Below are 26,900 nucleotides of genomic sequence, written 5' to 3' on the forward strand. Positions count from 1 at the left end.
TCAGGCCGCCATCCCAAGGGCGTTCCTGCCCACGCCGCCCTTGCGTTCGGCGAGGGCGCGGCCGAAGGCGAGTTCGTTGCGGAAGCGGTCGGTCGGCGCGCCGGACCGGATCAGGTCGAGATACCAGAGTCCGTCCGCGGTATCGCCGAACAATACCGCGCCGATCAGTCGATCATCCCTGATGACGAGCTTCTTGTAGATGCCAAGGCCGGGATCGCGGAACAGCACCGTCTCGGATCCTGCGCCGCCGGCAAAGTCGCCCGCCGAGAACAGATTGACCCCTGTAACCTTCAGATTGGTGGCAGGGATGCTGCCCTTGTAGCGCGCGATGCCGCCGCCGAGTCGATCGGCCAGCACGGCGGCCTGCTCGTAAGCCGGTTCGACCAGACCGACGCACCGGCCGTCATGCTCGGCACATTCCCCGACGGCATAGTGATCGGGCAGGTCGGTCTGCATGCCGTCATCGACGACGATGCCGCGGTTGATTGAGACCCCTGCGGTTCGTGCCAGCGCGACATTCGGCGCGATGCCGGCGGCCATGACCACGATATCGGCGGGGAGGGTGCGGCCGTCCTTCAGTTCGACCAGTTCCACCGTCCCGTCGCCGGAAAAGCGCGCGGTCTCGACATTCAGCAGGACATCGACGCCCTTCGTCTCGACCGCCGATTTCAGCAGGCCGGCTGCTTCGCCATCGAGCTGACGCTCCATCAGGCGGTCCATCAGATGCACGACCGTGACTTTCGCGCCGGCTTTCGCGAGCCCGTAAGCAGCCTCAAGTCCGAGGAGGCCGCCGCCGATCACCACGGCGTTGCATTTGCCGGCGCGCTTCAGAACGTCCACATCACGCAGATCGCGGAACGTCATCACCCCGTTCAATTCCCGCCCCGGGATCGGCAGCACGATCGGCCGAGAGCCGGTGGCGAAGACGAGCTTCGAATAGGGAATGGCGGCGCCGCCCGCGAGCTTCACCCGCCGGATATCGCGGTCGATCGCGGTCGCCGCCTGCCCGTAGAGCACGGTGACACCGCGGTCGCGCCACCAGCGCTTCGATTTCAGTTCGATGTCGGGCTGCGCCACGTCATCGGCGAGCACCGAAGACAGCAGCACACGGTTATAGGCCAGCCGCGGTTCCTCGCCGATCACGGCGATGGCGTAACGGCCCAGCGCGCGAGCGCAGAGGTTTTCCACGAGTTTCGCCGCGGCCATGCCATTGCCGACGATCACAAGGGATTCACTCATTGCAGATGTCTCGCGGCCGTTGTCTTCCTCTCCCCGTGAACGGGAAGAGGAAGAAAAGAGACGACGACGGATTCACTCATCGCTATTCGGCGGCAACGGTCTTCGGATATGCCTCCGATATCATGTAGCCGGACAGCGTGGTGTAGGCCTGCACCCAGGCGTCGGCGACGTCCTTGGTCCACGCCTCGCCCAGCCCTTTCTCCAGCGTCCACAGCAACGCGGCGCCGACCGGCTGGTAATCCTTGGCCTGAACGCCGTAGGTGACGTGGTTCTTCGCGAGCCTGCTTGCGGCCGGAAGGATGGTGTCAAGCTTGTCGAGACCGTTCACCACGGTCGCGAGCATCGCGATCAGCTTCTTCTTCTGCTCGGTGAGGTCGCCCTTGAACAGCGGCTTCACCTCGGGTGCGATCTCGAACAGCCGGTCGTAGAACAGGTCGGCTGCGGTGCCGGCGATCGGCACCACCTTGCTGAAGCTCGCCTGCACCAGGCTTACTTGTTCGGGTGTCATGTCAGTGCTCCATTGGCTGGAAGAGAATGGTCCTGCTGGTGCATCACAGCGGAACGCGGATCACGACGCCGCCCATCACGTCGTTGAGCTTGAAGTCGTCGCGCGGGCTGTCGACATGCTCGTTGTGGCAGCTCACGCAGCCGGGAGAGATCGCAACGTCGGCATAAACCGCGGTGAAGAACTTCTTCCCGCCGAGTGTTTCCTCCTGGTAGAAGGGCTTGGTCTTGTCCTTGTTGACGGCCTCAAGGCCCGCCTTCTCGGCCGGTGTGCGCGGTGCGTTCTGGTTGTTGATCGGCCACAGCGACAGCAGAGAATAGGAGAAAGTCTTGTTTTTCTCCGCCACCCGCTCGGCGCCGAACCGGAACATCTGCGCTGGAAGCGGCAGCGCCTTCTTGTCGGTGAAATGCTCGCTCGCGGTGATGACCTTCTCTTCGTTCTGCAGCCGGTTGACCACCTTCTGCGTGTAGACCGTGCGATCGGCCTCCATGACCGCGTGCAGCATGTCGGTTACCTGCTGCACCGGAATCGTGGCGGTGGTCTGTGCATAAGCGAGCGGGATCATCGCGGTCCCCCCGACCAGAAGCGATAGCGCTCCCATCTTCAAGGCAGTCATTTGCATCATCATGTCCTTTCCCCGTTGGTGATGTTTCAGTTCTGCTTCGATCTCTGCTGTTGCAGCTTCAGTTTTCTTTCGCGTCTTCGTTCCTCGATCCGCTTTTGCGCCCACTCGATGCTTTCGATGTGAACGTTTGAGCGCCCGTTGAAATTGCGCGCGATCAGGGCCGGGTCGGCGAGTGAATCGAGGGTGAATTGCAGCCCGTGACAGCCCATGCAGGCGGTGCGGGCCATCTTTTCGTTGGGCCTCAGATTGTCGTTCTGGTTATGCGTGATGAAGTGAAAGCGCTGGCCCTGCGCGTCGCGCTTCTCGGCCACCGGCATGTGGCAGGTCGCGCAGGACACGCCGCCGCCTTTCGGCAATTCGCCGGCCACTTCCTTCCTGAACAGGTCGTAATGCGGCGACGAGAAATAGGCTTGTGTGTGCTGGTCGTTGTGACAGCCGACGCAGGCCTCGACCTTTGCCGTGTTGAGATCATAGGCGTGCGGCGAGTGGCAGGTGTTGCAGCCGAGGCCGAGCGACGCATTGTCCGCTTTCATCGGGATGCGCGCCTGTGCGGGCGTCATCGCGGTGAGCTTGCGTTCGCTGAACAGACCGATTGGATCGGCGCGCGAGGCGAACAGACCCTCACGCAGCCGCATGCCATGCTTGCCTTCGACGAAGGTCTGCGCCTGATCGGCGTGGCAGCCTTTGCAGGTGGTGATATCGGGCGCCGCGATCCAGGCGGCGGGCGCGTCCTTCGCCGTGTGACATCCGCTGCAATTGACGCCGGCGCGTGCATGGGCGTCGGTGACCCACGCCTCGATCGCCGCCGTGGACCTGTATTCGGCCGGCGCATCCGCATCCGCTGCGGTCAGCGCCCTGGGAATCTTGATCGCGTCCTTGCGATCCTTGAGAAAGTTGGAAAGCACCGCCGCCTGCGCCTTGAGCTGGTCCGGCTCCTTGGCGTGACTGAGCAGAAAGTCCATGTAGAGGGCGCGGTTGTCATGAAAGTTGTGACAGCCCGCGGAGGCGCAGGTGGTGAAGGCGAGGTCCTTGTGGCTCGGTCGCTCCTTGCCGATGTTTTCGTGACATTTGAAGCAGAAGTCCTCCGGCAGTGTGACGCCCATGGCCTGCGTGATGGCGGGCCGGTGCTCGCGATGGCAGGTCACGCAATAGCGCGCATCGAGCATTGCGGTGCGTTCGGCGTTGCGCGGGTCGGTGAATTTCGATTGCGGATGGGAATCGTTCGCCGCTCTCAGCTCGGCGCCATGGCATTGCACGCAGGCATTCTGCAGGAGCTCCGGTCCGCCGAACACGCTGGTATGGCAGGTGTCGCAGGCCAGCTCGATCTGGTGATGGCCGCTCGTGGTCTTGCCGATCAGGAACACCGAGCGGTTTCCGCCATACCAGATCGCCGCGAACCCGACGCTCGCGGCAGACACCGACATGACGATCCACAACAACCAGAGCATCAGCGTTCTCGACATCTCCAAACTCAGTTTCAGAGGGCTCAGTAGGCGTAGACCGTCAGGACATGCAGCAGCAGCAGCACCGGCAGCGGCCAGAAGGCGAGGATGTGCAGCCAGGTGAAAAGCGGGCGGTAGCTGGTCCGGCCGGCCGCAAGCGCGGCATGCTCGCGCGCGGTCACGATGCCGGTCAGGCTGCCGATCACGGCGACGGCGAGAAAGGTCACCATCAGCCAGCGGTTGAGATTGTTGCCGAGATTGAATCCGGTGTGGAAGAACAGCACCGCCAGCGCCGACAGCCCGATGACCGTGTGCGCGACCCGCCAGAACTTGTAATGGCCGAGCCAGCGCCAGCTCAGTCGCTTGCGGACCGACAGGAAAGCGATCAGCGCCGACAATCCGAGAAGTGTGAAGCCGGTGATCTGCTTGATGATTCCGTCCTGCCACAACCGGTCGAGCGTCTCTCCGGTGGTGACCGTCTGCGCATAAGGCCAGGCGGGCAGGAACCAGGCGGCGAGCGCAATCAATGCGGCGATTGCGGAAGCGGCCGCGATCCATCGGCCGCCGTAGACCGGCTCGTGCACCACCTTGCCGCCGATCAACTCATGCAGCAGCGGACGGCAGGTGCCGCAAACCGTGCTGGCGCCGGTGTCACGCATCAGCGAGTCGACGGTCGTGGCGCCCTGCGCGATTGCATCGCCGAGTTGTCCGCGCGTGATGCCGGTGCAGTTGCAGACGGTGGCCGCGCGAGGCCATTGAACGACCGAAGCCGGCGCGGTCTCGGGGAAGAGTCGCCCGGTGCGCGCAAATCTCCAGCTCTGCCACGGAAGAATGAAGGCGCGCTCGCGTACGGCCTGCTGCACGCGATTGAGCTCCGGCCAGTCGCCAACGCTGACGGCGCCGACCAGCCGGAACCGGTCGATCACCAGCCGGCGGTACAGGCCCTTGTCCGCTGCGCTCCAGATCGCGCTGCCAATATCCAGGCGCTGGTCGATCTGCTCGACATCGCCCATGCTGAAGACGTCGGTGCCGACGACTTTCAGGCGCGTGGTCGGCACCGACCCCGAATAATGCGCCTGCTCGCCGGCGATGGCCGCCGCGGCAACCGCCGCCTGTTCCAGACCGGGTGCGACCAGTCCGTAGATGTGGCCGTCATGCTCGGCGCATTCGCCGATCGCATAGATGTCCGGCTGCGATGTCTGCATCCGGTCGTTCACGGTAATGCCGCGCCCGACGGCGATCCCGGCATTGCGCGCAAGCTCGATATTGGAGCGGATCCCGGTACAGATAATGACGGTGTCGCAGGCGACCGCCTCTCCGGTCGACAGCAATACGCGTTCCACGCGCTGCGAGCCTTCGATCGCACGCACCGAACAGGAGGTCCGTATCTGCAGGCCGAGGCGTCGGATCTGAGCTTCCAGCAGCTTGCCGCCGGCCTCGTCGAGCTGGCGCGCCATCAGATGGCTTTCGTGTTCGACCACGATGGTTTCGATGTTGCGCAGCGCCATGCCGCGGGCGGCTTCCAGGCCGAGCAGGCCGCCGCCGATGATCAACGTCCGCCGCGAACGCATGGCGCGCGCGATCAGCTGCTCGGCATGATCGAAGTTGCGAAACCGGTAGACGCCGTCGAGGTCGCGCCCCGGGATCGGCGGCACATGAGGATGCGAGCCGAGGCACAGGACGAGTTTTGCGAATGTGAATGTGCGGCCGAACTGGTTGGTGACGGTCTTCTCCGCCGGATCGATCGCGGTGATGGTGTGGCCGTCATAGCGCGACACCGGCGCGTCCGGATTGAACTGGTCCGGCTGATAGACCGTCCCGATCTGGACTTCGCCGGCCAGCAGCGGCGTGAGCTTCAGGCGGTTATAGGGACGCCAGCGTTCGGCATTGAACATGAGGACGGGAAAGCCGCGCCGTGCAACTTCGTGCGCCACCCGCAATCCGGACGGACCGCCGCCAACTACGATGACAGGCTCGCTCTGCTCACCGGCAATCGTGCCTCGCAGCACGCTCCCGGCATCGACCGCGACGGAGTCGCGCAACAGAACGGCTTGATTGGCAACCTGCATTGCTGTGTCCCAAGACGGGCCCGCCAGCAGGCGCGAGCCGGCTGAACGAGCGATGCATCGGCGGCGATGCCGTTGTTTGGTCCGTCGTTGGACACGGCGGACCGCGCGGCCCGCCGATCATCTCTGTTCAAGCTTCGTGCCAGTTGCGCTTTGGAATAATCCCAAGGAAAATCAATGCGGGAAGCGGACACGGATGGCCGTTTGCATGCCGACATGCCTCCAGAATGCAGGCAGTTGGCTGAAGTTTGTGCGGTGCACAAATGATGGGCGTCAGCGACGCCGGATTTTCCAGGCGTCGAGATGCGCCGCGACATCGTTCGGGTCGAAGGCCGGGCCGGTGAATGCACCGACGTGATCGGCGGGCTCGCCGGGGGGCAATTGCGGCCGTACGCCAAGCATCTCGTCATACAGGTCGGCGCGGAACGTGGCTTTCGCGGTGGCGAGGCCTTCCGCCGACAGCAATGCCTGTCCCCAGCGCACCATCTGGGCGTAGAGCCACGCCGCCTGAACAGGATCGGGTCTCGCCGCGCCCGCACGCCCGATCATCAGGAAGCGGTCACTGCTGCGGTAGATGCCATCGGGGCCGACTTTCAGACGGCCCTCGAAGGTGCGCCGGCACAACTCGGCGGCATTGCCAAGCCGGTCCGGCGCCGACAGCAGGGCCGTCACCTCGTCGCGATTGCCAGCATCCTCGACAAAGGCCACGGCGCGGTCATGGGCGCGCACCAGCCTGCGCAACGTATCGGGATTCTCCTCGGCCCAGCGCGCGCGCACCGCCAGCACCTTCTCGGCAGCGCGTTGCAGGATTTCGGACACGAAATGCAGGATGTGGCCGATGCCAAGATCGACCGCCACGGAATTCCACGGCGCGCCGACGCAGAACGCATCGACATGATTGCTGGCGAGACTTTCCACCATGTAAGGCGGCGGCAGCACGATCAGCCGCACGTCCTGATCGGGGTCGACGCCGCCGGCCGCCATCCAGAACCGCAATTGATAATTGTGTGTCGAGAACGGAAACGTCATGCCGAAGGTGAGCGGGTCTGCGCCTTGCGCCTTGCGCTCCATCACCACGCGCGCCAGCGCGCGCGCCGATATCATGGGATCGGCGATGTCACCGTCGGCGGCGTGCTTCAGTGCGGCGTGAAGCGCGGGCGACACCGTGATGGCATTGCCGTTCAGCCCAAGCCCGAAGGCGGCAACGATCGGGACCTTGACATGGCCGAGCCCGAGACTCGAGGCGATCGCGACCGGTGCGAGAAGATGCGCGGCGTCGAACAGCCCGATATTGAGCTTGTCGCGCACATTCGACCACGACACCTCGCGCACCAGTTCGACATCGAGGCCTTCCGTGGCGGTGAAGCCCCTGTCGACGGCGACGATCAGCGCGGTGGCGTCGGCTAGCGGGATGAACCCGGCACGGAGGCGCTGGCCGGCGCTCATTTGAACATCTCCGAGGCGGTAATGACCGATTGTGCGATCTCGGCGATTTTCTTGTTTTCCTTCATTGCCGTGCCCCGCAGCAGGACATAGGCCTGCTCCTCCGTAAGACCTTTTGCCGACATCAGGATGCCCTTGGCGCGGTCGATGACCTTGCGCTCCTCCAGCGCGTTCCTGGTGCGGTCGAGTTCTCCCTGCAGTTTCGCGAATGCGTTGAAGCGCGAGATGCAGGTGTCGAGGATGTGCTTGATGCGTTCTTTCTTGAGCCCGTCGACGATATAGGAGGCGACGCCGGCATCGACCGAGGCCTGGATCGAGGCGGTGTCGCTCTGATCCACGAACATCGCGATCGGCCGTTTGACGATGCGGCTGACCTGGAACATCTGCTCCAGGACGTCGCGGCTTGGATTCTCAAGATCGATCAGGATGACGTCGGGGTCGATCTTGTAGATGCGGGTCAGGAGATTGGCCATCTCGGAGATGCGGACGACGTCGGTGAAGCCGGCCTCGCGCAGGCCTTCTTCGAGGATCGCCGAGCGCACCGGACTTTCGTCGACGATGACGATCTTCAGCGACAGGTCCAGGCCTGATGTGATGCCCGAGGTCGTGCTCATGCCGTTTCGACAGGCTGGCGCGCGGCTGGATTTGCTATCGGAGCCGCCATGCATGGCGTTGCCACACGAATGTGCAGACCCTGCCATCCCATTTGGCAAGCCATCTGGCCTTTCGGTCCCCGGTCGATCTACAATTCCAGCGATAAGTCCGGCGCATGCGCCTGACGATGCAGGAACGGGGCCATTCGGCTTCCTGCATCGGCCCGGGAACAAGGCCGCCGAAACGTGAGACGTCCAGGGAGAGCATCAATGTCCGCCGCTTCAGGTTCCGTCGCCCCCATCCACGGCCTTCACCATTTCGCCTGGCGCTGCCGGGATGCAGAGGAGACCCGTCACTTCTATGAGGACATTCTGGGATTGCCGTTGGCCCATGTGATCAAGGCCGACACCGTGCCCTCGACCGGCGAGCATTGTCCCTATGTCCACGTCTTCTTCCAGATGCGGGACGGCTCCTATATCGCCTTCTTCGATCTCGGCGACAACGAGGCTGCGGCGCCGTCGCCCAACACGCCGGCCTGGGTCAATCATATCGCGCTCAGGATGAAAACGATCGAGGAGGTGCGCGACGCCAAGGCGCGGCTGGAAGCAGCCGGGATCGATGTGGTCGGTGTCACCGACCACGGCTTCGTGCACTCGATCTATTTCTTCGATCCGAACGGCATCCGTCTAGAACTCACGACCGAAACCCTGTCCGATCGGGAGGCTGCGGAGTTCAAGGCCGCTGCGCATGGCGACCTTGCGGCGTGGACGCGGGAAAAGGCCGGACGCGCAAAGGCACCGGCGGCCTGAAGGTACGCGCGCGTCGCGTCCAGTGACGATCCGCCATGTCGGGGCGGCGCTTGACCCTGGCGCCCGGAGTGACGACAAGCGTCCCCGCATGAACCTCCACCAGACCATTGCAGTGCCGCCGCCATCCGCCCGCGCCGACCTCACGATGAAGGACGGTGCGGTGATCCGCCTGCGCCGCTACGGCAAGGCGGGCTCGACGCGACTCGTGCTGGGCCATGGCAATGGTCTTGCGATCAACGCCTATGCGCCGTTCTGGCTGCCGCTCGCCGACCGCTACGACCTCGTTGTGTTCGACATGCGCAATCACGGTGAGAACCCGCTTCATACCCGGGAGGGGCATGTCTGGGAGAATTTCTTTTCCGATATCGAAGAGGTGTTTCAGGGCATTCGAGAGCATTTCGGGCCGGCACGCACGGTCGCGGTGATGCATTCCCTGTCCTCGATGGCGACGCTTGAGCATGCCTGGCGAAACCGCGGGCGCTGGGACGCCATCTGCGTGTTCGATCCGCCGATGGCGCCGCCGGCCGATCATCCGCTGCAAGTGCAGCACGGACCGGATTCGCAAAAGCTGTCGGCACGTGCGGCCCGCCGGCAGGCGGTCTTCGACACACCCGACGATCTCGCGGCGCAGTATCGCCGTCCGGCCTTCGGGCATTGGCGACCGGAACAAGCCGACCTTCTGGCGCGCGCTACGGTGCGCAGGATTCCGGATGGCCGCTGGGAGCTGAGCTGTCCGCCCGCGTTCGAGGCCTTCGTGTTCGGCAGCACGAAGGATCCGACGCTTTTCCACCGCATGACCGAGATCGGTGTGCCGCTGCGGATCATCGCCGGCGATCCCGCGTCGCCTTATGCGAGCCCGGCCGCCTCGGTCGCGCAGGCGGCACGTCAGATGCTCGGCGTCGATGTGGTGATGGTCCCGGGCACGACTCATTTTCTGCAATTCGAGGAGCCGCAGGCCTGTCGCGACCTGCTGATCGACTTTCTGCGGCAGCATGGACTTGATTGAAGCAGGCGAGCAGACCCATGACCGCACTGTCCGATCTCCGCATTCCCTACGGCGCATACTGGTCGACGCCGTTCGCGCGCTGGCAGGGAAGCCTGTCAGACCTGCACAGCCTGAAGCTCGCTGCAGCAACCGGCGCGAACGTCGCAAAGCAAAAGAACTGGCCACTGGAAACGCTCGACCACGCCGTGCTTGGCATCACGGTTCCACAAGAAAAGAGCTTCTGGGGTGCGCCCTGGGTGATGACGATGATGGGCGCGCCTTTCGTAACGGGGCCCACCGTATCGCAGGCCTGCGCCACCTCGGCGCGCGCGCTGTCGGCCGCTGCGGCCGAAATCGCGGGCGGCGATGCGACGGCGTCCCTGGTCGTGACCTGCGACCGCACCTCCAATTCGCCGGTGGTCGTGCATCCCAATCCGAAGGCGCCGAGCGGCGCGCCCATGCTCGAGAACTGGATGCTCGACAATTTCAACGACGAGCCGACCGGGCATTTCGCGATGGTCGACACCGCGGAGAATTGCGCGCGCGACTGGCAGATTTCGACGCAGGAACAGCACGAACTCGCGGCGCTGCGTTACGATCAGTATCGCGATGCGCTGAAGGACGACAAGGCCTTCCTGCGACGCTTCATGACGTTGCCATTTGCGGTGCCGGATGCACGTTTCCGGAAGGATATTGCCACCCTCGATGGCGACGAGGGCATCCACGACACGACGCTCGAAGGCTTGGGCCGGCTGAAACCCGTGCGCGAGGGCGGCACGGTCACCTTCGGTGGCCAGACCCATCCCGCCGACGGCAATGCGGGGATGATCGTGGTCGCGAAGGACCGCGTTTCCGACTTCACGACCGAGCCCGGCATCGAGGTTCGTATCCTGGGCTTCGGTCAGGCGCGTGAGCGCCATGCCTATATGCCGGCGGCACCGGTGAAGGCGGCGCGGCGTGCCCTCGATGCCGCGGGGCTATCCGTCGATCGGATCGATGTTTTCAAGTCCCACAACCCGTTCGTGGTCAACGACATCGTGTTCGCGCGCGAGACCGGCGTGGACGCGGCGAAGATGAACAATTACGGCTGCTCGCTGGTGTTCGGCCATCCGCAGGGGCCGACCGGACTGCGATTGCTGATCGAGATGATCGAGGAGCTTGCGATCCGCGGTGGCGGGACCGGCCTGTTCCATGGCTGCGCCGCCGGCGATACCGCGATGGCGGTGGTGCTGTCGGTCGCGGACCGGCGAGGCCAGACCAGGGCGTGACCAGGTCAGCGGCGGTCGCCCCGCAGTTCATCGCGCAACACTTCCACCATCAGCATCCGGAACAACCTGCGCCGGCTGCGTCGCTGGGCGGATGACAGCCATTGCGGCCCGGTTGGCGTGGCGGAAAGCCGTGCCTTGATCTCTCGCCAGATCGTGGGCTTGCCGTGTGCGGTTGCTTTGGTCGCGTCCGAGAGGCTCATGGCCGATGCCCCGTGGCGCGTGAAGCCTGCTGAAACAAGGTTAACGCGGCGTTAACGCTGTCCGGGGTTGCAGCAAGCAGGAACCCTGAGGATGCCGTCGAAAGCCAGCCAGCCGGTCATCGGTGGGTGCTGGCGCGCTGGGTCCGCGGCGCCCGCAGCGCGCAGAAGCGCTCGACCGCCTCGGTGACCGCGCCGGCGATCCGCAACTGATGCTCCTCCGTCGCCATCAGCAATTCCTCGTCGCGGTTGATGATCGAGCCGGCCTCCAGCAGCACGCTCGGCATGCGCGTCGTGCGCAGGATCAGGAGCTGGTCGTAGCGATAGACGCCGGCATCCGCATCCAGCAGGTGCCGCCGTCGGGCACCCATGAACGCTTCCTTGTAGTGCGGAGTATAGGCGAGCCCGCGCTCTTTCAGCCGGGCGCCAAGCAGCTTCGCAAAGGCGACGCTGCCCTGATAGTCGGCGTTGTCGGCCGACACGAAGATCGAATGGCCCTTGAAGCGATCGCTATAGGCGAGCGGCTTGCCGCCGAAATCCCATTTGGTCTTGAACGCTTCCGGCACGGAATCGTGGTGGATCGAAACCAGAAGATCGGCGGACATGGCGTTTGCCTGCGCGACGCGCCGCACCAGGCTCGGGATTGCCTCGCCTTTGGCAAGGAGAAGATGGGCGCGGTCGAAGCCGGCTTCGCGAAGCTTGCCGTCGATCACCCTGGCAAGCGCAAGATTGAAATTGTATTCGTCGACGCCGCGCGCACTGATGGCGCCCGGACTTTCCGGGGTATGTCCGACATCCACGATCACACGGAAGGAGGCCGGATTGCATTGCACGTCCTGCGCCGGGGGACGCGGCCTTTCCGCCTGCGGCCAGGCGGGTGCGGCAACGCCGGCGGTCAGAAGAGCGACCGTCGCGGCAATGATCCGGCGTCGTTGCATCAGGCGATCAAACCAATCGAACCCGGTTTCGAATACCCGATTCTAGGTTGCATCGGGCTGACGGAGCAAGCAAAAGCCGGCGCTTGTGTCTTTAATAAGGAGCATTAAAACAAGGCGGTGGACCGGCGGACCGAAGCGGAAGGGGGCGGGTTCAGGGTTTCTTTGCCCGTTCGCGTGGCAGCAGCAATGCCGCGCCGATCCGCCGTCTGCGGTTGATTTCGTCGCGGTCGGCCGGGTCGACCGTGATCCGCGTGCCGATGACAAAGGCCATGTGGAGTTCCGCGAAATACTCGACGTCGCTGCCGTCCAGACCCGCCTCCCGATAGAGCTGATGCAGGAACCGGACACGTTCGGCATCGACGTCGCGAACGACCGATGCAACCTTGGCATCGCGCCGTGCCCAGTCGCGCAGCGTCGTCTCGAATGGTCCGCCGGGGACATCGGGCCGCGCCGAGATCGCGATACGCAGCAGACGTTCGACACGCTCCCAAGGCGTTCCGGACCGGTCGAGGATCAGCGACTGGATCTGGCTCGTCATGCGCAGCCGCCACTCGTCGAGCACCGCAAACAGCAGGTCCTCGCGTCCCTCGAAGTGCCAGTAGAAGCTGCCCTTGGTGACGCCGAGCTTTTCGGCGAGCGTGTCGACGCGCAACGCTTCGACGTTATCCTCGGCCAGCATCGTGATCGCGGCTTCGATCCAGTCCTTGCGGCCAAGCGGCGGCTCGGCCGCCGGCTTCTGCGATTTGGCGGCGCTTCGTGCCATGCTCAGGTTTTTTCCGTGCCCGGGCCGACCGCCCGCAGAAGATCGACGAGCCGTTCGTTGCGCCATGCGATCAGTTCGGGCAGGGACCGTCCCCCGGTGATGTCCTCGGCCGCCGCGATCAGCTTTTTCTGAACCTCCGGGTCCGTGAGTTGCGGCGTACCGCAGGCATCCATCCATTTCTGCAATTCGGGCGCGATCTTCAGCACATGCGGCATGCCGCCTTCGCCGCCGGCCAGCGTGAAGGTGGTGAGCGCGCCCATCACCGCCCAGCGCGGTCCGAGCCCGTAGCGCATCGCGTCCTCGATCGCCTGCGGGCTTGCGATACCTTCGGCGACGCAATGCACGGCTTCGCGCAACAGCGCAAATTGCAGGCGGTTGGTCAGAAACGCTGTGACTTCCCTGTCGACGCGGATCGGCTTCTTGCCGAGCGAACTGAAGAAGCGCAGCGCCCAGTCGACGACGTCGGGAGCGGTCTTGACGCCGCCGATGATCTCGATCAATGGCACGAGATGCGGCGGGTTGAACGGATGGCACACGATCAGCCGTTCCGGATGGCGCATCTTCGCCTGCAACTCGGTCGGCGGAATTCCGCCTGTGCTCGATCCGATCACGAGAGTAGGTGGCGCGGCATCCTCGACCTCGGCATAGACCTGCTGCTTGAGGGCGAGATTTTCCGGTGCGTTCTCCTGCACGAAATCGGATGCGACGGCGACGGCTCCGGCATTGGCCGCGAACGCGAGCTTGCGCTCCGGTACGCGATCTGCAGTTGCAAGGCCGATGCGCTGCAGCGCGTCCCATGTGTCGGCGACAAAGGCGCGCAGGCGAATTTCGGCGTCGGGCGCGGGATCGCAGGCGATCACCTCAAAGCCGCGCGCAAGGTAGATGGCGGCCCAACCGGATCCGACCGATCCGGTGCCGACAAGCCCGATGCGCTTGGGTTGTTCCTGCGGCAACATTGGACTTCACCTCGATACGCAAAGGGCGCAGTCTGTCGCGGAGCACGCCGGTGTTTTGCGAATTGACACCGCAGAACCCGACATCCATACTCGTACGTATTGAGCCAGGGAGGACATCATGTCAATCAAGAAACTGCTGGCTTCGGCGTGTGCCGTAGCCTTCGTTGCGCTTGCGACTCCGGCGCATGCCGACATCAAGATCGGTGTCGTGCTGGCGCTGACGGGACCGAATGCATCGCTCGGCATTCCCTATCGCAAGGGCGTCGAACTGATGGCCAAGGAAATCGGCGGCGAGAAGGTCCAGCTGATCTTCCTCGACGACGCATCCGATCCGTCCACCGCGGTGAAGAATGCACAGAAGCTGATCGCCGACGACAAGATCGACATTCTGATCGGTGGCTCCAACACTCCGGCCTCGCAGGCGATGGGCAATGTGACTTCGCAAGCCGGCGTGCAGCAGGTCGCGCTCGCGCCCGCCGCCTTCCCGGCCGACAAGAACAAGTGGATGATCTCGATGCCGCAACCGGCCAACCTCTGGGCCGGCGCGCTGGTCAAGGACATGCAGAAGCGCGGCGTCAAGACGGTCGCCTATATCGGCTTCAGCGATCCATGGGGCGACATCGCATATAACGGCCTGAAGGACGCAGCCGAGAAGGCCGGCATCAAGGTGGTGACCAACGAGCGCTATGCCCGTGCCGATACCAGCGTTACCGGCCAGGTGCTGAAGATCATCGCCGCAAGGCCCGACGCGGTCATGGTCGGAGGTTCCGGTACGCCGGGCGCGTTGCCGCACATCGCGCTTGCCGAACGCGGCTTCAAGGGTCCGGTCTATGCGACGCCCGGCGTGTTCAATCAGGACTATCTGCGCGTCGGCGGCAAGGCTGTCGAAAACGTGGTTGGCGTGACCGGTCCGATCGGCGGTGCCGACCAGTTGCCTGACACCAATCCAATCAAGGGTGTTTCCAAGGACTTCATCAAGAAGTACGAGGACATCAACGGCAAGGGCAGCTGGAACAGCTTTGCGGCTTTCGCCTATGACGGCGTGCTGACTCTGCAGGATGCAATCCCGCGCGCGCTGAAGAAGGCGAAGCCCGGCACGCAGGAATTTCGCCAGGCGGTGCGTGACGAAGTCCGCAACGTGAAGAACCTGGTCGGCACCAACGGCGTGTATCAGTTCCCCGATGGCTCGTCCTACGGCGTCGACGAGCGCTCCGTCATTCTGGTGCAGGTCAAGGACGGCCAGTGGAAATATCTGCCGAACTAGCGGCTCGATAGGCTCATCCGGCCGGGTTCAATGCCCGGCCGGATGTGACGTTGCAGGTTCCGGGCGGGGTTCGAGGCGCGCTCGCGGCGCCTTCAAGGAACGCGCTGACGATTTCAGGCAAGAAAGTCGCGCGCGGGCGGGAACATGACGTTCGAGATTTTCGTCCTTCTGGTTCAGGACGCGATCGGCACCGGCGCGATCTATGTGCTGATGGCGCTCGGAATCGTGCTGATCTTCAACGTGACGCGCGTGATCTTCGTCTCGTATGGCGATCTCGTCGCCTATTCGGCATTGACGCTGGGCTCGTTCGAATTGCAGCGCATGCCGGGCACGGTCTGGCTGGTGCTGACGCTGGCAGGGCTTGCCTTTCTGGTCGAGGCCGGTTCGTTGATCCAGCAGAAGCGGTTGTCGCTTGTTCCCAAGGCGTTCCTGACCTGGGTCATCGTCCCGTCGATTCCGGTTGGGGCGGCCTTTCTCATCGGCGCGCAGAATCTGTCGCTGCCGGTGGCGATGCTGCTGACCATCGCACTGGTGCTGCCGCTGGGGCCGCTGCTCTATCGCGTGGTATTCCAGCCGATCGCGACCGCGCCGGTGCTGGTGCTGCTCATGGTCGCGGTCGCGCTGCATTTCGCGATCACGGGGCTCGCGCTTCTCTATTTCGGGCCCGAAGGATTACGGACGCAAGCCTTCGTCTCGGGCGACGTGACAATCGGCGGCTTCCCGGTCCCGCAGCAGTTGATACTGATCGTCGGCGCGGCGGCGATCTTTTCGGCCATCCTCTTCGTGTTTTTCCGCTTCACCGTTGCGGGCAAGGCGCTGCGGGCGGTCGCAATCAACCGGGAGGGCGCGCGGCTGGTCGGTATCTGGACCACCCGCGCCGGCGCGATGTCGTTCCTGCTTGCGGCGGGGATCGCGGCAATTGCCGGCATTCTGATATCGCCGACCACCACGATCTATTACGACACCGGCCTGATCGTCGGGCTGAAAGGCTTTATCGGCTCGGTGGTCGGCGGATTCGTCAGCTATCCGCTGGCCGCCGTCGGCGCGATCCTGATCGGCCTCGTGGAGTCCTTCGGCTCGTTCTATTACAGCGCATTCAAGGACGCGATCGTGTTCGCCGCGATCATTCCGATCGTGCTGTGGCGGTGGCTCTACGTCTCGTCGCATGACGACGAAGAGCACGAGGAAGAATAGCGATGCTGTCCCGGCTCCGCATCGCGCTTCTTGCATTGCTCGCGATCGCGGTCGCGGTGCTGCCGCTGTTTCACGGCGGGTTCATCGTCACTCTGATGAATTATATCGGCATCTACACGCTGATCACGCTCGGCCTCGTGCTGCTCACCGGCTGCGGTGGCATCACCTCGTTCGGGCAGGCCGCATTCGTGGGCCTCGGCGCCTATGCCACGGCCTATCTGACGACCGCGGCCGGAATCTCGCCCTGGGTCGGGCTCCTTGCCGGCATCGCCCTGAGCTCGATCGTCGCGCTCGTGCTCGGCTACATCACGCTGCATCTCGGCGGGCATTACCTGCCGCTCACCACCATCGCCTGGGGCATGGCAATCTATTACAGCTTCGGCAATTTCCAGTTTCTCGGTTCGCATGGCGGCATCGGCGACATACCGCCGGTGTCGATATTCGGTTACGACTTCGATGAGCCCGAGAGACTTTACTATATCATCTGGGCTTTCTGTGGTGCCGCCTTGCTCGGCGCCGCCAATCTCCTCAAGTCGCGGCAGGGTCGCGCGATCCGTGCGCTGCGCGGCGGCCGGGCCATGTCGGAAAGCCTCGGCATCGATGTGTTCTGGGTGCGGCTGTGGGTGTTCATACTTGCCGCGGCGCTGGCGGGCATCGCCGGATGGCTGTACGCGCATATGACACGCTTCGTCAGTCCTGCGCCGTTCGGACTGAATGCCGGAATCGAATATCTGTTGATGGCCGTCCTCGGTGGAGCGGGCACGATCGCTGGAGCGGTTGTCGGCGCTGCATCGGTCGCGCTGCTGAAGAACTGGCTGCAAGATCTGCTGCCGCACCTCTCGACCAACGCCGCCAATCTCGAAATCGTAGTGTTCGGCTGCCTGTTCATTCTGCTCCTGCACAAGTCACGCAGCGGCATGGTACCGCTGATGCGTCAGTATTTGCCGCAGCCGGTGCGAGCCGCGCCGGCGGCCGCCGCGTCCACCGCCGAGCTTCCGAAAAAGCCGGCGCCGGGCATTGGCACCGTGCTTCTGAAGGTCGATGGGCTGACCAAGCGCTTCGGTGGACTTGTCGCGGTGGACAATGTGTCCTTTGACGTGAAGGCCGGGACCATCACCGCGCTGATCGGCCCGAACGGTGCGGGCAAGAGCACCACCTTCAATCTCATCACCGGCGCGCTTCCCGAGACGGCCGGCAGGGTAAACTTTTCGGGACGCGATCTCTCCGGCATCAAGCCGCATGAGGTTGTGTCGCTCGGCATGGCACGCACCTTCCAGCATGTGAAGCTGAGGCCAACGATGACGTTGCTGGAGAACGTCATGCTCGGCACCTACCGGCGCACACGGGCAGGCTTTCTGGCCGGCGCGCTGAAGCTCGATCGTGCGGAAGAGGGCGCGGTCTATCGCGGGGCCATGCGGGAGCTCGAACGCGTCGGGCTTGCCGACAAGGCGCATGAACTCGCCGGCAATCTGGCGCTTGGCCAGCAGCGTGTACTGGAAGTGGCGCGTGCGCTCGCGGCGGCCCCGCTCCTGATCATGCTGGACGAACCGGCCGCCGGTTTGCGCAGTCTGGAAAAGCAGGCGCTGGCCGATCTGCTGCGCTCGTTGCGCGCCGACGGGATGACCATTCTCCTTGTCGAGCATGACATGGACTTTGTCATGAGCCTCGCCGACCGGGTCGTGGTGCTCGATTTCGGCAAGAAGCTTGCCGAGGGGGTGCCTGCGGAGATCCAGAGTAATCCGGCGGTGCAGGAAGCCTATCTCGGGAGCGTCGAATGACCGCGATGCTCGAGGCGAGGAATCTCTCGGTCTCCTACGGCAAGCTGACCGCCGTGAAGGACGTGAGTTTCGCGGTCGAGGAGGGAAAGATCGCGACCATCATCGGCCCGAACGGCGCCGGCAAGACCACGCTGCTCAAGGCGCTGATCGGGCAATTGCCGTCTGTCGGAACGATCACGTATGGCGGGGCCGATTTCGGCAAGACCGAGGTCGAGGCGCGTGTCGAGCGCGGCGTCGTGCTGGTGCCCGAGACCCGCGAACTCTTCACCGACATGGTGGTGGCGGACAATCTGCTGCTGGGCGCGTATGTTCACCGGCGCAAGGCCGCACAGGTGAAGGAGGATTTCGATCGCGTCTATGAACTGTTTCCCCGGCTGCGCGAGCGGCGGGCGCAACTCGCGGGCACGCTGTCCGGCGGCGAGCGGCAGATGCTCGCGCTGGGCCGCGCGCTGATGGGACGGCCCAGGCTCTTGATGCTGGACGAGCCGAGTCTGGGGCTGGCGCCGCTGATCGTGCGCGAGATTTTCCGCATCATCGCGAAGCTTGGCGAGGAGGGCGTCACCATGCTGCTGGTCGAGCAGAATGCGCGGGCCGCGCTTGAGACTGCGGATTATGGCTATGTGCTGGAATCCGGCGAGCTCGTGCATCAGGGGCAGGCCTCCGATCTGATGCGCGATCCGAAGGTGATGGCGACGTATCTGGGCCGCAGCGCCTCGTAATCGGCGCTCTAAACCACTGTGATCGTCCTCGCGAAAGCGGGGACCCATAACCACAACTCTGGAATATTGGTCCCCGCCTTCGCGGCGACGACCAACGATGGTGAGGAGCAACATCGTGGATTTTTCATTCACCGAAGAACAGATTCTTCTCCGCGACTCTGTGCGCAAGCTGATGGACCGCGTCGCAACGCCCGAATATGTCGCGCGGGTCGATCGCGAGAAGGCCTATCCAACTGAATTGTATGATGCCTGGGTCGAAGCCGGACTGTTCAGCTTGCCGTTTCCGGAGGAACTGGGCGGGTCGGGCGGCAGCGTGCTCGATCTTGCGCTGGTGTCGGAAGAGATTGGACGCACCAGCGCCGATCTGGTGATGGCTTATGCGGGCGGCCTGTTTTGCGGGCTCACGGTCGCGCGCAAGGGTTCCGACGAGCAGAAGAAGAAATGGATACCGGCGCAGATTGACGGCCGGATCAAGTTCTCGATCGGCATTTCCGAGCCGGATGCCGGCTCCGATGTCGGCGCGATCCGCACCAACGCGCGCAAGGACGGCAGCGACTGGGTGCTGAACGGCCACAAGGTGTGGCAGTCCGGTGCGGGCGCGAAGGACAACGTGATCTGTCTCTATGCGCGCACCGACATGGACGCGCATTACCGGCAGGGCATGTCGCTGTTTCTGGTCGACAACAACCGGCCGGGCATCTCGATGAAGAAGCTCGACATGCTCGGACGCTATTGCATGGGCACCTACGAGGTGGCGCTGGACAATGTCCGCGTGCCGGAGGATCAACTGATCGGCGGCGTCAACAAGGGCTGGGACTGCCTCTTGTCAGGGCTGCAGACCGAACGGATCACGGTCGCAGCCTGCGATGTCGGTTCGGCGCAGGGCGCGGTCGATCTGGCGCTGGCCTACGCCAAGGAGCGCAAACAGTTCGGCCGGCCGATCGGGAACTTCCAGTCGATCGCGCATATGCTGGCCGACATGCAGACCGAAGTCGAGGCCGCGCGCTCGCTGATGTATCGCGCGGCATGGATGGTCGATGCCGGCAAGAGCGCCATGAACGAGATCAACATGGCGAAGCTGTTCGCGTCCGAGGTCTATGTGAGGGTCGCCAATCTCGGCATGCAGATCTATGGCGGCAACGGCTATTCCATGGACTATCCGATGCAGCGGCATTATCGCGATTCACGCATCGCGACGGTGGTAGCGGGTACCTCGCAGATCATGCGCAACATGATTGCGGGCGGCATGGGCCTGAAGCCGCAATAGGCGATGTCAAGTCCGGGGTGCTTGCGAAGCAGGCGAGCCCGGAATGACGGCGGTTACGCGGTGCTTTTCCGCCTCTCCCATTCCGCGACAAACTCCGGCGCGACCTTGCGAATGCGCTCGATATCCATCCGCCCGGTGCGCGACAGATACGACATCGCGAAGTCGTAAGGCGGCAGCGCCATGTGCTCTCCGAAAGTCTCGTACCACGCTGCGCTCGCATTGGCGGCGGCGACCAGCTTGTCGAGGACAGGCTTGCGCTGCGCCTGATAGGCAGCCATCGCCGCCCTGGCATCGTCTGAACTGGCCTTGATGGCGCGGGCCAGCGCGATGGCGTCCTCGATCGCGAGCCGCGTGCCCGAACCGATCGAAAAATGCGCGGTGTGCAGGGCGTCGCCCAGGATCACCTTGTTGCCGGTGAACCAGCGTTCGTTGTGGATGATCGGGAATTGGCGCCAGATGGAACGGTTGGAGACCAGCGCGTGGCCATCGAGCGTCGCAGCGAAGACGCGCTCCAGCGCGATGCGAGTTTCGTCTTCGCTCATCCTGTCGAAGCCCGAGGCGAAGAAGGTCTGGTCGGTGCATTCGACCAGGAATGTGCTCATGGTTGGTGAATAGCGATAGTGGTGCGCGTTGATCGGCCCGTGCGGCGTTTCGAGGAACGTCTGGCTCAGCGTGTCGAACACCTTTGTCGTGCCGAACCAGGCGAAGCGATTGCTGAGGTAGGAGATGCTGGTACCGAATCCCGCTTCGTCGCTGCGCCGCACCAGCGAGGTCACCCCGTCGGCGCCCACGATCATGTCGGCATCCGAAAATTCCGAAAGATCGTTCACCGGACGGTTGAAGGTGACCTTGACGCCTTCGGCGTATGCCTGTTTCTGCAAGAGCTGCAGGAGCTGCAGCCGCCCGATCGCGGTGAAGCCGATCCCGTCCAGCATCACGCGCTCGCCACGGTGATGGATCGCGATACCGCGCCAGCGCTCGAGTTCCGGCGTGATGGCGTTGAAGATTTCCGGATCGTCCTGCTTCAGGAATTCCAGCGCATCCTCGGAAAACACCACTCCGAAGCCGAAGGTGGAATCCGGCGCATTCTGTTCGACCACCTGGAGCGAAACGTCGAGGCGGCTGCGCTTCAGGAGCAATGACAGATACAGCCCGGCCGGCCCCGCGCCGATGATCACGATCCGCATGTCTGCCCCGGCGAAATTGAACGATTGACCAAATTGACAAATGGCAGCACCGAAGTCCATACTAAATAGTACGGACGCGGGATGAAACCCGCGCGTTCAGCCGCAGGGAGCGAAAGCATGAGCACCAACAAGGTCATCGTCACCATCGCCCCGACCGGGGGCATGGCATCGAAGAACCAGAATCCCAATCTCCCGACCCAGCCGCAGGAGATCGCCGACGACGTGCATCGCTGCTACAATGCGGGCGCGAGCCTTGTCGCCGTGCATGCGCGAAGGCCTGACGATCTCGCCACCTGCAATCCTGACATTTATCGCAGGATCAACGGGCTGATCCGCGAGAAATGCGACATCATCATCAACAATTCCACCGGCGGCGGCATCAACGGAGACATGGTGCGTACGGGGCCGAACGGCTATCCGGAAATCATCTGGGAGGAGCGGCTGAAAGGCATGGAGGCGGGCGCCGAGATGTGCACGCTCGATCCGACCACCATCATCGCGACCTTCGAGGGCCGCGAAATCCTGATGAATACCTCGCCGGAACGCTGCAAGTTTCTGGCGAAGGAAATGCAGAAGCGCGGCATCAAGCCGGAATGGGAGGTGTTCTCGCCGACCCATCTGCTGCAGGACGTGCAGTCGTGTCTCGACGCCGGGCTCGATACCAAGCCGTATTTCGTCAATTTCGTGCTGAATGTGCATCGTGGCTTCCAGGGCGCGATGCCCTATACGCCCAAGATCCTGCAGCAGATGGTCGAACTGATGCCGGAAGGCGCGATCTTCAATGTCAGCGCCATCGGGATCGCGCAACTCAACGCCGCGGTGCAGTCGCTCCTTCTCGGCGGCCATGTCCGCGTCGGGCTCGAGGATAATCTGTATTATTCGAAGGGGCGGCTGGCGAACAATGTCGAGCTGGTGGAGCGCATCGTGCGCATCATCCGCGAGTTCGGACTGGAGCCGGCGACGCCTTCGGAAGCGCGCGAGATCATCGGCCTGCCGCAGCTCAAGGCGAAGAGCGCGGCCTAGATGATCCGGCGCAAGGTTGCGCCCTCATACCGGGGAAGCGGCGAGGCCGACCGAGGCCGCGACATCAAGAATCATTTAAGGACCGCTTGAGACACTGACCGTGTCGTCAGGTCATGGCCATGCCCTTCGTCTACATCCTCGGAACCAACACCCCGCGCGGGCCGATCTCCTATGTCGGGTGGACGCTCGATCTCGAGCGCAGGCTCGCGCAGCACAATGCGGGGAAGGGGGCACGCGCCACGCGCGGCCGCGTGTGGTCATTGCTGCATTCGGAAAGCTTCGACACCCGTGAAGACGCGATGAGCCGCGAGTGGTACCTGAAGCGCGACCGCAGGTTTCGAAAGGGCGTGCTCTCGACGTCGTTCCAAGGCGCCGCGAAGCGGCGAACCCGCAATCCATAACCACGACTGGAAATGGGCATTCCAGGTCCGGCGCTTCCGTGCCGTCCCGGAATGACCAGAGAAGGATCAATCCGTCACCGTGCCCGGGAAGGCGTGCTCGATCAGGCGCTTCTGCACGCCGGTGAGATGGGCGCGCATCGTGGCCTCGGCCTGCGCGGCATTGCGCTCGGCGATCGCGACCGCGATCCTGCGATGATCGGCGGCATAGGCCGCCTGATTGTTGATGCAATGGGCCGTCTCGCGCCCGTGCCGCCATGCACCTTCCAGCGCGGTCTCCAGCATTGCGTCGAAAATCGCGATCAGGAGCGGATTGCGTGCGGCGGCCGCAATCCGCCGGTGGAACGCGGCGTCCGCCTTCTCGTAGGACAGCGGGTCCCTGGCGTCGCGGCTGGCATCCGCCGCTTCGAACAGCCGGTCGATATCGCCGCGGGTCGCACGCAGCGCTGCAAGCCGCGCCTGCATCGGCTCGACCGCAAGCCGCGCTTCCAGGGTATCGACCGGATTGGTCAGCCGCGACATTTCGTGCACGAGGCTTTCGGTCGCGTGACGCGCATCGGTTGCAAAGGTTCCGCGCCCGTGCTGCCTGCTGATCCGGCCTTCCGCTTCAAGCAGTCCAAGGGCCTGCCGCAATACGCGGCGGCTGACGCCGAGTTCTTCGGACAATTCGCGCTCCGACGGCAAGCGCCCGGCGCCGAGCCGTCCGGGTCCGCGCAAACGGCCGCCGTCAATCATCGTGCGGATGCGCTCTGCCGCGTCGCGATGGCTCAGCCTTGTGTCCGCGCGCGTCGACATGTCGCGCGATGGCGTGCGCAGATCGGAGGCGTGGTGAGATGCGTCGTCCAACGGCGCTCCCCGTGGTTGCGGTGACTTCACGAACTATACCAATGCGGACCAGTTGCGCAAACTGGTACGCTTTCGGCGATTGACGGTCGGACCAGCTTTGCTAGCCTTTCAGCAGATCGGATCGTTTCACCGGCGGAGAAATGACATGACCCCACCAGCCTCCAACGTTCACCGCCTGCCCAATCGCGATGCCGCCCTGAAGTCGCTCTACGACGACATTGCGGCCAAGAGCATGTTTCCGTTCTGGGCGCAGTCGAGCGACGTCACGAACGACGAGATCAAGCAGCTGATGGGCGGCAAGAAGGCCATTCCCTATGTCTGGCGCTGCGCGGAGGATATCGAACCAATTCTGAACCAGGCGGTCGAATTGATCACGATGGACGATTCCGAGCGCCGCTCGCTCATCCTCGTGAATCCGGGCCTGGCGCCGAAACGGGCCAGCGTGTCGACGATGTACACGGCCTATCGTCTGAACGATGCCAACGAGATCATGCCCCCGCACAAACATTCGCCGAGTGCCATCCGCTTCGGACTGAAGGGCAAGGGCAACTTTACCGGCGTCGACGGCGAGGACATCGTATTCGGCCCGGGTGACATGGTGCTCACTCCGAACGACACCTGGCACAATCACGGGACTGTCGGCGGAGAGCAGGCGCTCAATCTGTCGGTGCTCGACTTCCCGCTGGTCGAGACCCTGAATGCCGTGCATTTCGACCACAACTCCATGGAAGAAGAGAACGGCAAGATGGTCCAGAAGAAGCAGCAGACGCCGCGCTTCACCTCGGATTATTCGCAGCGCATCTATGGTTATGGCGGCCTGATGCCGCGCTTTGCCAGCAAGGAGAAGCGCGGAGCCGGGTTCTCCTCGCCGATGTTCGTCTATCGCTGGGACATGATGCGCGAACTGCTGGAGCGCCATAAGGACTGGGAGGGCGACCCCTACGAAGCACTGATGGTCGAATATATCGATCCAACCACGGGCGGTCCGGTGTTCAAGACCATTACCTTCTTTGCGCAAATGCTGCGACCCGGCGAGCGAACGAGGCCAATCCGTCAGACCGGCAATCTTCTGGTCGCCCCGTTCGAAGGCAGCGGCCATTCCATCATCGACGGACAACGATTCGACTGGAAGGAATTCGATACGCTTGCGGTGCCGGGCGGCACGTGGTGCGAGCATGTCAACGGCTCCGACAAGGACCCGCTCTTCCTGTTCGTCGCGAGCGACGAGCCGACCCTGAAGAAGCTCGATCTGTTCAAGAAGTGGGGCCGCGACAAGCACGACCAGGTCGTTCAGCTGGCGTAGAACAAAAATGGTGTCGTCCCCGCGAAGGCGGGGACCCACAGCCACGGCTCTGGAATATGGGTCCCCGCTTTCGCGGGGACGACCGCGTTGAAGTTGCCGGTTTTCAAGCCGGTTTGAGGAATGTAGAGGTTGATCCGTGCTGTCGCGTTCCAACACCACCCTGGTTTCGCATTTCGATTGCCCCGGCGGCGGCCAGGTCTGGGTCGAGAACGGCATCATGTATGTCGGGCATCAGCGCCCGACCTCCGGCACGACCATCGTTGACGTGTCGGATCCGGCCAATCCGAAGCATCTCGCCACCATCGATGTTCCCGAAGGCTGGCATTCGCACAAGGTGCGGGTGTCGAACGGCGTGATGCTGGTCAACCACGAGCGCTTCAACAAGGCCGGCCCGGAAGAATTCGGTGGGGGACTGGCAATCTACGACGTGTCGAAGCCGTCAGCGCCAAAGCTGATCACCAAGTGGATGACGAGGGGCGGCGGCGTGCATCGTTTCGATTTCGACGGACGCTACGCCTATATCTCGCCGACGGTCGAAGGCTATGTCGGCAATATCGTGATGATCCTCGACCTTGCAGACCCTGCGAAGCCGCAGGAAGTCGGGCGCTGGTGGATTCCCGGGCAGCACACCGCGGGCGGTGAACCATATCCGTGGGACAACTGGGTGCTGCCGCGCTGCCATCATCCGCTGCGGTTCGGCGATCGGCTCTATGTCAGCTACTGGCACCATGGCTTTTTCATCCTCGACATATCCGACATGTCGAAGCCGAAGGCGATTTCCGGCGTCAATACCTCGCCGGTCTATCCGCATCCGACCCACACCTGCCTCCGAATGCCGCAGAAGCTGCGTGGCCGCGATGTCATGATCGTCGCCGACGAAGACGTCGCGAAGCTTTGGCCTGCGGCGCCGAGCTTCATCTGGGTCTACGACATCACCAACGAGCAGATGCCGGTGTCGATCGCCACCTGGCAGGTGCCGGGCCTCGACATCGACGGCGCGCCGCAGCCGCCGATGACCGGCTGCCATCAGCCGTCCGAGCGCTTCCACGGCACCATCGTGCCATTTGCCTGGTTCGCTCAGGGATTGCGGCTGGTCGATTTCGCCGATCCTTACGCGCCGCGCGAGGTCGGTTATTACATGCCCGATGCGGCGCCTGGCGCCGAGCGCCCCTCGTCGAATGACGTGACCGTGGACGATCGCGGACTTGTCTATCTGGTCGATCGCGTCCACGGCGTCGACATCATCGAGACCAGCGCATTCTCGTGAGATAGCTGAAGGCTAAAGAAGGCAAGAGTTATGGATGACCTGACCAAGCTGAAGCGCGCCGATGTCTATCCGATCGGCAAGAAGAATCCGAACCTGCCTTTTCATCCGGCGGTGCGTGCCGGCGATTACATCTTCGTGTCGGGGCAAGTTGCGAAGGATGCCGACAACAACATGATCGACGGCACCATCGAGGAAGAGACGAGAGCGACCATCGAGACCATCGAGCGCATCATCGCGCAGGAAGGTGCGACGCTTGCCGATGTGGTGCGGGCGACAACCTATCTGCAGGATACAAGAGACTTCGGGCGCTACAACAAGGTGTTCGGGGAGATGTTCAAGGACGCGATCCTGGCGCGCACGACCGTGGAAGCGCGCGCCGTCATCAACACCAAGATCGAGATCGAGTGCATCGTCTACAAGCCATTGAAAAAATGAGTGTGCCGGACCTTCAGCGGGAGACAGAGATGATGGGAATGCGTTTGCTAAAGGCCGTGATCACGGCGGGTACGATGCTCACCGTCGCCGTTGCCGCACAGGCGCAGGCGCCGAATGTGCGTTTCGCCGCCGGACAACAGGGCTCGCAGAATTACGGCGTGAATGCCGCGCTCGCCCAGGCCTTCAAGAGCACGGGCGACATCAACACCACGGTGCAGGCTTTCGGCGGTCCGACCTCCTATCTGCCGCTGGTCAATTCCGGAGAGCTCGACGTCGCGGCGGTCGTGATGCCCGATCTCGGCGACGCGATCCGCGGCACCGGCCCGTTCAAGGGCAACCCGCAGAAGGATATCAGGCTGGTCGCGGCACTGTTCCCGAGCCCGGTGGGG

Annotated in this window: 27 protein-coding genes and 1 pseudogene; 15 read left to right on the plus strand and 13 right to left on the minus strand. The window is 63.5% G+C overall.

All coding sequences use genetic code 11. The features are described from left to right. From AB7F49_RS19165 to AB7F49_RS19195, 7 genes are all read right to left on the minus strand, one after another. On the minus strand, positions 1-1,239 hold the full coding sequence (locus AB7F49_RS19165) for an NAD(P)/FAD-dependent oxidoreductase (RefSeq protein ID WP_428525221.1): 1,239 nt from the start codon (positions 1,237-1,239) through the stop codon (positions 1-3). A gap of 82 nt (positions 1,240-1,321) precedes the next feature. Beyond that, positions 1,322-1,747 carry a globin family protein gene (locus AB7F49_RS19170; RefSeq protein WP_428525223.1) on the minus strand — a complete coding sequence of 142 codons (426 nt, stop codon included), beginning with the start codon at positions 1,745-1,747 and terminating at the stop codon, positions 1,322-1,324. Between the two features lie 43 nt (positions 1,748-1,790). Further along, the gene (locus AB7F49_RS19175; protein WP_428525225.1) at positions 1,791-2,360 is read right to left on the minus strand and encodes a Tll0287-like domain-containing protein; all 570 of its coding nucleotides are present in this window, start codon (positions 2,358-2,360) and stop codon (positions 1,791-1,793) included. A gap of 35 nt (positions 2,361-2,395) precedes the next feature. Next, positions 2,396-3,817, minus strand: a complete 1,422-nt coding sequence (locus tag AB7F49_RS19180) for a cytochrome c3 family protein (RefSeq protein ID WP_428525227.1) — start codon at positions 3,815-3,817, stop codon at positions 2,396-2,398. Positions 3,818-3,855: 38 nt separating this feature from the next. Continuing rightward, positions 3,856-5,880, minus strand: a complete 2,025-nt coding sequence (locus AB7F49_RS19185; RefSeq protein ID WP_428525229.1) for an FAD-dependent oxidoreductase — start codon at positions 5,878-5,880, stop codon at positions 3,856-3,858. A gap of 270 nt (positions 5,881-6,150) precedes the next feature. Beyond that, positions 6,151-7,323 (minus strand): CmpA/NrtA family ABC transporter substrate-binding protein, encoded by a 1,173-nt coding sequence (locus AB7F49_RS19190; protein WP_428525231.1) that lies wholly within the window; start codon positions 7,321-7,323, stop codon positions 6,151-6,153. Continuing rightward, complete coding sequence (locus AB7F49_RS19195; protein WP_428525233.1) at positions 7,320-7,934, minus strand: ANTAR domain-containing response regulator; 615 nt, start codon at positions 7,932-7,934, stop codon at positions 7,320-7,322. Before AB7F49_RS19195 ends, AB7F49_RS19190 begins: the two co-directional genes overlap by 4 nt. Positions 7,935-8,183: 249 nt before the next feature. Between AB7F49_RS19195 and AB7F49_RS19200 the strand changes: the two genes are divergently transcribed. The 4 genes and pseudogenes from AB7F49_RS19200 (at position 8,184) to AB7F49_RS19215 (ending at position 10,976) form a co-directional block, all read left to right on the plus strand. Next, the gene (locus AB7F49_RS19200; RefSeq protein WP_428525235.1) at positions 8,184-8,723 is read left to right on the plus strand and encodes a VOC family protein; all 540 of its coding nucleotides are present in this window, start codon (positions 8,184-8,186) and stop codon (positions 8,721-8,723) included. An 88-nt stretch (positions 8,724-8,811) separates the two neighbouring features. Continuing rightward, positions 8,812-9,729 carry an alpha/beta fold hydrolase gene (locus AB7F49_RS19205; protein ID WP_428525237.1) on the plus strand — a complete coding sequence of 306 codons (918 nt, stop codon included), beginning with the start codon at positions 8,812-8,814 and terminating at the stop codon, positions 9,727-9,729. 17 nt (positions 9,730-9,746) lie between these two features. Further along, positions 9,747-10,490, plus strand: a pseudogene (locus AB7F49_RS19210) (thiolase family protein); the annotation flags it as partial. Positions 10,491-10,532: 42 nt separating this feature from the next. Next, positions 10,533-10,976, plus strand: coding sequence for a hypothetical protein (locus tag AB7F49_RS19215; RefSeq protein WP_428525277.1), 444 nt, complete (start codon positions 10,533-10,535; stop codon positions 10,974-10,976). Positions 10,977-10,981: 5 nt separating this feature from the next. On the opposite strand, the gene AB7F49_RS19220 is transcribed toward AB7F49_RS19215, so the two are convergent. The 4 genes from AB7F49_RS19220 to AB7F49_RS19235 form a co-directional block, all read right to left on the minus strand. Continuing rightward, positions 10,982-11,176 carry a hypothetical protein gene (locus AB7F49_RS19220; RefSeq protein ID WP_428525240.1) on the minus strand — a complete coding sequence of 65 codons (195 nt, stop codon included), beginning with the start codon at positions 11,174-11,176 and terminating at the stop codon, positions 10,982-10,984. Positions 11,177-11,292: 116 nt separating this feature from the next. Continuing rightward, a complete protein-coding gene (locus tag AB7F49_RS19225) occupies positions 11,293-12,111 on the minus strand; it encodes an N-acetylmuramoyl-L-alanine amidase family protein (protein ID WP_428525242.1) in 819 nt (272 codons plus the stop codon). A 151-nt stretch (positions 12,112-12,262) separates the two neighbouring features. Then, positions 12,263-12,874, minus strand: coding sequence for a TetR/AcrR family transcriptional regulator (locus AB7F49_RS19230; RefSeq protein WP_428525244.1), 612 nt, complete (start codon positions 12,872-12,874; stop codon positions 12,263-12,265). Between the two features lie 2 nt (positions 12,875-12,876). Next, the gene (locus tag AB7F49_RS19235; protein ID WP_428525246.1) at positions 12,877-13,830 is read right to left on the minus strand and encodes a 3-hydroxyacyl-CoA dehydrogenase NAD-binding domain-containing protein; all 954 of its coding nucleotides are present in this window, start codon (positions 13,828-13,830) and stop codon (positions 12,877-12,879) included. Between the two features lie 118 nt (positions 13,831-13,948). Between AB7F49_RS19235 and AB7F49_RS19240 the strand changes: the two genes are divergently transcribed. The 5 genes from AB7F49_RS19240 to AB7F49_RS19260 all read left to right on the plus strand — a co-directional run bounded on the left by AB7F49_RS19240 (position 13,949) and on the right by AB7F49_RS19260 (position 20,052). Continuing rightward, positions 13,949-15,094 carry an ABC transporter substrate-binding protein gene (locus AB7F49_RS19240; protein WP_428525248.1) on the plus strand — a complete coding sequence of 382 codons (1,146 nt, stop codon included), beginning with the start codon at positions 13,949-13,951 and terminating at the stop codon, positions 15,092-15,094. 144 nt (positions 15,095-15,238) lie between these two features. Continuing rightward, positions 15,239-16,288, plus strand: coding sequence for a branched-chain amino acid ABC transporter permease (locus tag AB7F49_RS19245; RefSeq protein WP_428525250.1), 1,050 nt, complete (start codon positions 15,239-15,241; stop codon positions 16,286-16,288). 2 nt (positions 16,289-16,290) lie between these two features. Then, positions 16,291-18,066, plus strand: coding sequence for an ABC transporter permease subunit (locus AB7F49_RS19250; protein WP_428525252.1), 1,776 nt, complete (start codon positions 16,291-16,293; stop codon positions 18,064-18,066). Continuing rightward, positions 18,063-18,785 (plus strand): ABC transporter ATP-binding protein, encoded by a 723-nt coding sequence (locus AB7F49_RS19255; protein WP_428525254.1) that lies wholly within the window; start codon positions 18,063-18,065, stop codon positions 18,783-18,785. The genes AB7F49_RS19250 and AB7F49_RS19255 overlap by 4 nt, the downstream gene beginning before the upstream one ends. Positions 18,786-18,900: 115 nt before the next feature. After that, positions 18,901-20,052: an acyl-CoA dehydrogenase family protein gene (locus AB7F49_RS19260; RefSeq protein ID WP_428525256.1), complete on the plus strand. Its 1,152-nt coding sequence runs from the start codon at positions 18,901-18,903 to the stop codon at positions 20,050-20,052. A 53-nt stretch (positions 20,053-20,105) separates the two neighbouring features. Here AB7F49_RS19260 and AB7F49_RS19265 read toward each other — a convergent pair whose 3' ends face one another. Further along, the gene (locus tag AB7F49_RS19265; RefSeq protein WP_428525258.1) at positions 20,106-21,239 is read right to left on the minus strand and encodes an FAD-dependent monooxygenase; all 1,134 of its coding nucleotides are present in this window, start codon (positions 21,237-21,239) and stop codon (positions 20,106-20,108) included. Between the two features lie 117 nt (positions 21,240-21,356). Between AB7F49_RS19265 and AB7F49_RS19270 the strand changes: the two genes are divergently transcribed. Together AB7F49_RS19270 and AB7F49_RS19275 are read left to right on the plus strand one after the other, a co-directional pair. Next, a complete protein-coding gene (locus tag AB7F49_RS19270; RefSeq protein ID WP_428525260.1) occupies positions 21,357-22,262 on the plus strand; it encodes a 3-keto-5-aminohexanoate cleavage protein in 906 nt (301 codons plus the stop codon). Between the two features lie 113 nt (positions 22,263-22,375). Further along, positions 22,376-22,663: a GIY-YIG nuclease family protein gene (locus AB7F49_RS19275; RefSeq protein ID WP_428525262.1), complete on the plus strand. Its 288-nt coding sequence runs from the start codon at positions 22,376-22,378 to the stop codon at positions 22,661-22,663. A gap of 66 nt (positions 22,664-22,729) precedes the next feature. On the opposite strand, the gene AB7F49_RS19280 is transcribed toward AB7F49_RS19275, so the two are convergent. After that, complete coding sequence (locus AB7F49_RS19280) at positions 22,730-23,506, minus strand: FadR/GntR family transcriptional regulator (protein ID WP_428525264.1); 777 nt, start codon at positions 23,504-23,506, stop codon at positions 22,730-22,732. A gap of 145 nt (positions 23,507-23,651) precedes the next feature. Here AB7F49_RS19280 and AB7F49_RS19285 point away from each other — a divergent pair, with 145 nt between their 5' ends. The 4 genes from AB7F49_RS19285 to AB7F49_RS19300 all read left to right on the plus strand — a co-directional run. Beyond that, positions 23,652-24,809, plus strand: a complete 1,158-nt coding sequence (locus AB7F49_RS19285; RefSeq protein WP_428525265.1) for a cupin domain-containing protein — start codon at positions 23,652-23,654, stop codon at positions 24,807-24,809. Positions 24,810-24,945: 136 nt separating this feature from the next. Next, positions 24,946-26,076: an LVIVD repeat-containing protein gene (locus tag AB7F49_RS19290; RefSeq protein ID WP_428525267.1), complete on the plus strand. Its 1,131-nt coding sequence runs from the start codon at positions 24,946-24,948 to the stop codon at positions 26,074-26,076. A gap of 30 nt (positions 26,077-26,106) precedes the next feature. Continuing rightward, on the plus strand, positions 26,107-26,511 hold the full coding sequence (locus tag AB7F49_RS19295; protein WP_428525269.1) for a RidA family protein: 405 nt from the start codon (positions 26,107-26,109) through the stop codon (positions 26,509-26,511). Between the two features lie 29 nt (positions 26,512-26,540). Next, positions 26,541-26,900, plus strand: a 360-nt coding sequence (locus AB7F49_RS19300; RefSeq protein WP_428525271.1) for a TAXI family TRAP transporter solute-binding subunit, incomplete at its 3' end; no start/stop codon positions are given.

Origin of the sequence: Pseudorhodoplanes sp. (assembly GCF_050250235.1) — a bacterium.
Taxonomy (GTDB): Bacteria; Pseudomonadota; Alphaproteobacteria; order Rhizobiales; family Xanthobacteraceae; genus Pseudorhodoplanes.

Bases quoted from the DNA above. Each gene is read 5' to 3' on its own strand.
- AB7F49_RS19255 (WP_428525254.1), top strand. From the start codon at position 18,063: ATGACCGCGATGCTCGAGGCGAGGAATCTCTCGGTCTCCTACGGCAAG.
- AB7F49_RS19295 (WP_428525269.1), top strand. From the start codon at position 26,107: ATGGATGACCTGACCAAGCTGAAGCGCGCCGATGTCTATCCGATCGGC.
- AB7F49_RS19195 (WP_428525233.1), bottom strand. From the start codon at position 7,934: ATGAGCACGACCTCGGGCATCACATCAGGCCTGGACCTGTCGCTGAAG.
- AB7F49_RS19200 (WP_428525235.1), top strand. From the start codon at position 8,184: ATGTCCGCCGCTTCAGGTTCCGTCGCCCCCATCCACGGCCTTCACCAT.
- AB7F49_RS19240 (WP_428525248.1), top strand. From the start codon at position 13,949: ATGTCAATCAAGAAACTGCTGGCTTCGGCGTGTGCCGTAGCCTTCGTT.
- AB7F49_RS19235 (WP_428525246.1), bottom strand. From the start codon at position 13,830: ATGTTGCCGCAGGAACAACCCAAGCGCATCGGGCTTGTCGGCACCGGA.
- AB7F49_RS19165 (WP_428525221.1), bottom strand. From the start codon at position 1,239: ATGAGTGAATCCCTTGTGATCGTCGGCAATGGCATGGCCGCGGCGAAA.
- AB7F49_RS19215 (WP_428525277.1), top strand. From the start codon at position 10,533: ATGATCGTGGTCGCGAAGGACCGCGTTTCCGACTTCACGACCGAGCCC.
- AB7F49_RS19285 (WP_428525265.1), top strand. From the start codon at position 23,652: ATGACCCCACCAGCCTCCAACGTTCACCGCCTGCCCAATCGCGATGCC.
- AB7F49_RS19175 (WP_428525225.1), bottom strand. From the start codon at position 2,360: ATGACTGCCTTGAAGATGGGAGCGCTATCGCTTCTGGTCGGGGGGACC.
- AB7F49_RS19220 (WP_428525240.1), bottom strand. From the start codon at position 11,176: ATGAGCCTCTCGGACGCGACCAAAGCAACCGCACACGGCAAGCCCACG.
- AB7F49_RS19265 (WP_428525258.1), bottom strand. From the start codon at position 21,239: ATGCGGATCGTGATCATCGGCGCGGGGCCGGCCGGGCTGTATCTGTCA.
- AB7F49_RS19185 (WP_428525229.1), bottom strand. From the start codon at position 5,880: ATGCAGGTTGCCAATCAAGCCGTTCTGTTGCGCGACTCCGTCGCGGTC.
- AB7F49_RS19180 (WP_428525227.1), bottom strand. From the start codon at position 3,817: ATGCTCTGGTTGTTGTGGATCGTCATGTCGGTGTCTGCCGCGAGCGTC.
- AB7F49_RS19205 (WP_428525237.1), top strand. From the start codon at position 8,812: ATGAACCTCCACCAGACCATTGCAGTGCCGCCGCCATCCGCCCGCGCC.
- AB7F49_RS19275 (WP_428525262.1), top strand. From the start codon at position 22,376: ATGGCCATGCCCTTCGTCTACATCCTCGGAACCAACACCCCGCGCGGG.
- AB7F49_RS19250 (WP_428525252.1), top strand. From the start codon at position 16,291: ATGCTGTCCCGGCTCCGCATCGCGCTTCTTGCATTGCTCGCGATCGCG.
- AB7F49_RS19245 (WP_428525250.1), top strand. From the start codon at position 15,239: ATGACGTTCGAGATTTTCGTCCTTCTGGTTCAGGACGCGATCGGCACC.
- AB7F49_RS19270 (WP_428525260.1), top strand. From the start codon at position 21,357: ATGAGCACCAACAAGGTCATCGTCACCATCGCCCCGACCGGGGGCATG.
- AB7F49_RS19225 (WP_428525242.1), bottom strand. From the start codon at position 12,111: ATGCAACGACGCCGGATCATTGCCGCGACGGTCGCTCTTCTGACCGCC.
- AB7F49_RS19230 (WP_428525244.1), bottom strand. From the start codon at position 12,874: ATGGCACGAAGCGCCGCCAAATCGCAGAAGCCGGCGGCCGAGCCGCCG.
- AB7F49_RS19190 (WP_428525231.1), bottom strand. From the start codon at position 7,323: ATGAGCGCCGGCCAGCGCCTCCGTGCCGGGTTCATCCCGCTAGCCGAC.
- AB7F49_RS19170 (WP_428525223.1), bottom strand. From the start codon at position 1,747: ATGACACCCGAACAAGTAAGCCTGGTGCAGGCGAGCTTCAGCAAGGTG.